This window comes from Parafrankia sp. Ea1.12 (assembly GCF_900465275.1).
Lineage (GTDB): Bacteria > Actinomycetota > Actinomycetes > Frankiales > Frankiaceae > Parafrankia > Parafrankia soli.
Genome location: NZ_UBIZ01000114.1, coordinates 1 through 4,141, shown reverse-complemented (window position 1 = coordinate 4,141; position 4,141 = coordinate 1). Strand labels below are relative to the sequence as shown.

The 4,141-nt window shown below is 75.7% G+C and carries 1 protein-coding gene; it reads right to left on the bottom strand.

Features of this window, described 5'->3' with window-relative positions:
* The coding region (locus tag FMEAI12_RS02545; protein ID WP_146776611.1) for an SDR family NAD(P)-dependent oxidoreductase at positions 1–4,141 on the bottom strand (4,141 nt) is incomplete at both ends.

Below are 4,141 nucleotides of genomic sequence, written 5' to 3'. Positions count from 1 at the left end.
CTGGTGGAAGTGGGTGCGGGTGGTGCTGTGGGCGTGGGCGAGCCGGGCGGGCAGGGGGTCGTGCTGCGCCGGTGGGGGGGTCTGCGCGTCGAGGTGGGTGGCGAGCCGGTCGGCCTGAGCGCGCAGGGCATCGGTGGTGCGCGCGGACAGCACCCACGCCAACGGCACACCGTCGCGGTTGTCGTCGCGGCCGTCGTCGCGCCGGCCGTCACCGCCGCTGTCACCGTCGCCGGGTGCCTGCTCGAGGATCAGGTGGACGTTGGTCCCGCTCACGCCGAAGGAGGAGACGCCGGCACGGCGGGGCCGGTCGACCGCCGGCCAGGGGGTGGTCTCGGTGAGGACCCGGACGGCGCCGGAGTCCCAGTCCACGTGCGGGGTCGGCGCGTCCACGTGCAGGGTTCCCGGGAGCAGGCCCTCGTCCAGGGCATGGATCATCTTGATGATCCCGGTGATGCCGGAGACCGCGGCGGGATGCCCGAGGTTCGACTTGATCGAGCCGATGAGCAGCGGCCGGCCGGGGTCGCGGTGCTGGCCGTAGGTGGCGAGCAGGGCCTGGGCCTCGATGGGGTCGCCGAGTTTGGTGCCCGTGCCGTGGGCCTCGATGGCGTCGACGTCGTCCGGGGTGAGGCGGGCGGCGCTGAGCGCGGCGCGGATCACCCGCTGCTGCGACGGCCCGTTCGGCGCCGTCAGGCCGTTGCTGGCCCCGTCCGCGTTCACCGCGCTGCCGCGGATCACAGCCAGCACCCGATGGCCGTTCGCCCGCGCGTCCGAAAGCCGCTCCAGCAGCAGCATGCCGACGCCCTCCGACCAGGCGGTGCCGTCGGCGGCGGCCGCGAACGGCTTGCACCGCCCGTCCGGGGCCAGGCCCTTCTTCCGGCTGAACTCGGTGAACGCGCCGGGTCCGGCGAGCACGTTCACCCCGCCGACCAGGGCCAGGTCGACCTCGCCGCCGCGCAGCGCCTGCGCGGCGAGGTGCGTGGCGACCAGTGACGACGAGCAGGCGGTGTCGATGGAGACCGACGGCCCCTCCAGCCCCAGCACATAGGAGATGCGCCCGGACGCCACGCTGTTCGTCGCGCCGGTGAGCAGGTAGCCCTCGACCCCGCCGCGGACCGCCTCGTGCAGCCGTGGGCCGTACTCCTGCTGGGACGCGCCGACGAAGACACCGGTCCGCGAGCCCCGCAGGGACGTCGGTTCGATCCCGGCCCGTTCGACGACCTCCCAGGCGGTCTCCAGCAGCAGCCGCTGCTGCGGGTCCATGGCGGTGGCCTCGCGGGGACTGATTCCGAAGAACTCGGCGTCGAACAGGTCCGCGTCGTGCAGGAAGCCGCCCTCCCGCACGTAGGAGGTGCCGGGGTGCTTCGGGTCCGGGTGGAACAGTCCGTCGAGATCCCATCCCCGGTTCACCGGGAACGCGCCGACGGCGTCGACGCCGTCGAGCACGAGCCGCCACAGCTTCTCCGGTGAGTCGGCGCCGCCGGGCCAGCGCCCCGCCACCGCCACGATCACGACGGGGTCGTCGTCGCCGGCACCGTCGCGCACGTCCCGCCCGGCCGTGGCCGAGGCCACCGCGATGTCGTCGCCCAGCGCGCCGGCGAGTTCGGTGAGTACCAGGTCGGCCAGCGCGTCGACCGTCGGATAGTCGAAGACGACGCTGGCCGGCAGGCGCAGGCCGGTCGCGGCGTTGATCCGGTTGCGCAGCTCCACGGCGGTGAGCGAGTCGAAGCCCAGCTCCTTGAACGGCCGGGTCCGGTCGATCGCGCCCGGGGAGGAGTGGCCGAGCGTCGCCACCGCGGCGCCGAGCACCGCCTCCACGAGTACCCGTCGCCGCTCCTCGGCGGTGAGCGCGGCGAGCCGGCGGGTCAGCTCCGAACCGGATCCGTCCGCGTCCGGGTCGGTGATCGCCCCGCTGCCGGTCGCCCTGCCGGCGGGGGAGGCGCCCGACCCGCCGCCGGCCGCGGGTGCGCCCGCTGCGGCGTTCAGCGCGCGCACCTCGGGCAGGTCGGCGATCAGCGGCCGGGGCCGGGCCGCGGTGAACACGGGCGCGAACCGCTCCCAGTCCACGTCGGCTACGACGAGGGGGCCGGCCTCCTCCGCGACCGCCTGCCGCAGCGCCGCCAGCGCGAGCCCGGGATCCATGGCCCGCAGCCCGCGCCGGCGCAGCCGCGCCTCGATGTCCCCCACTTCCGCCATGCCGGCGCCGCCCCACGGGCCCCAGGCGATCGCGGTGCCGGCGACACCGCGGGAACGCCGGCGCTCCACCAGCGCGTCGAGGGTGGCGTTCGCGGCGGCGTAGCCCGCCTGGGCTCCGCTTCCCCACACCCCGGCGATCGAGGAGAACACCACGAAGGCGTCCAGCGCGGTGTCGCCGAGCAGGTCGTCCAGGTGTACCGCCCCGGCGGCCTTGCCCGCGATCACCTCCGCGAGATCGTCCGCGTCCAGACGGGCCACGGGTACCTCGGTGACCACCCCGGCGGCGTGCACCACGGCGGTGAGGTCCTCGGCCGCGAGCGAGTCCAGCAAAGCCTTGAGGGCCGCCCGGTCGGCGGTGTCGCAGGCGGCGACCGTCACCCGCACCCCCGGCCCACGAAGTTCGTCCGCCAGTCGGGTGGCTCCCGGAGCGAGTGGACCTCGTCGGCTCGCCAGCACGATGTGCTCCGCGCCGGCGCCCGCCAGCCAGCGGGCGACCTGCCCGCCGAGCCCGCCCGTGCCGCCGGTGACCAGAACCGTCCCCCGGGGGTTCCAGGCCCGACCCGCCGCTGCGCGCCGGTTCGGTACCCGTGCCACCCGGCGGGCCAGCAGGCCACGCGGCCGCAGGGCCACCTGGTCCTCCGCCAGGCCGGCCAGCACGGCGGCCAGCCCGCGTGCGCTCGCCGCGTCGAACCCGTCCTCGGGCAGGTCGATCAGGCCGCCCCAGCGGTCCGGATGCTCCAGACCCACGACCCGCCCCAGTCCCCAGACCTCTGCCTGGGAGAGCCGCGGCTGTTCGGTGGCGTCCGTCGCCACACCGCCGCGGGTCAGCAGCCACAGCGGCGCGGACACCTCGAGGTCGCCGAGCGCCTGTGTGAGTGCGACGGTGGCGAGCAGGCCGATGCCGACGGTGGGCGCGTCGGGACACGGCGCGTCCCGCCACGCCAGCAGCGAGACCACGCCGGCCGGGGTCGCCGCTGTTCCGGCGGCGGACTGTCCCCCCTCGTCCGCCAGGGCGGAGCGCAGGCGGGCGGTCAGGCCGGCGCGATCGGACTCCGCGGTTCCCACCTCGATCACCCGCACCCGCGTGCGGTGGTCCGCGAGGGCGGAGACGACATCGTCCGATCCGGTCACGCCCTCGGGCGTCACGACGAACCAGATTCCCGGCTCCCCGTCGACCGTTCGCCGCGCACGGGCCGCCCCGGCCGGGGCGGGGACCGCCAGCGCCTTCCACTCCACCTGGTAGCGCCACCGGTGGGTCGCGGCACGCTCGAGGTTGGCGCGGCGCCAGCTGGCCAGCCCGGGCAGGACGGTCCGCAGGGCCGTGGTCCGCTCAGGTTCGGAGATGTCCAGCTCGGTGGTCAGCCCGGCGAGGTCCTCCTGCTCCACGGCGGCCCAGAAATCGGCGGCGGCCGGATCGCCCGCGGTGGCGTCCGCCCGCTCGCCGCCTGCGACGGGCCCGCGCTCCAGCCAGTACCGCTGGCGTTGGAAGGGGTAGGTGGGCAGGGCCACCGGCGGCGCGGGTGCTGCGGGCGCGGGGTCCGGTGCGGGCGCCCCGGCGTTCGTCGATGTCACCGGGTCCGTCGAGGGCACGGTGTCCGTGGCCGGGTCCGGCTCCTGTGCCGTGGCCGGGCCGGCGGGGTTCCAGCCGACCGGGTGACCGTGGGCGTGCAGGGTGGCCAGCGCGGTCGCGAAGGTGACCGTTCCGGGACGGTCGCGCCGCAGCACGGGAACGACGACCGGCGTCCGGGAGGCGCCTCGCCCCGCCTGTGGCTCCTGCGCCCTGTCGTGTTCGAGTTGTTCGAGGGTTTCGGTGGTGAGGGTGGTGAGGGTGGTGTCGGGTCCGATCTCGAGGTAGGTGGTGGTGCCGTGCTGGTGGAGGGTGGTGATGGCGTGGTGGTAGTGGACGGTGGTGCGGGCCTGGTGGGTCCAGTAGCGGGGGGTCTGGAGG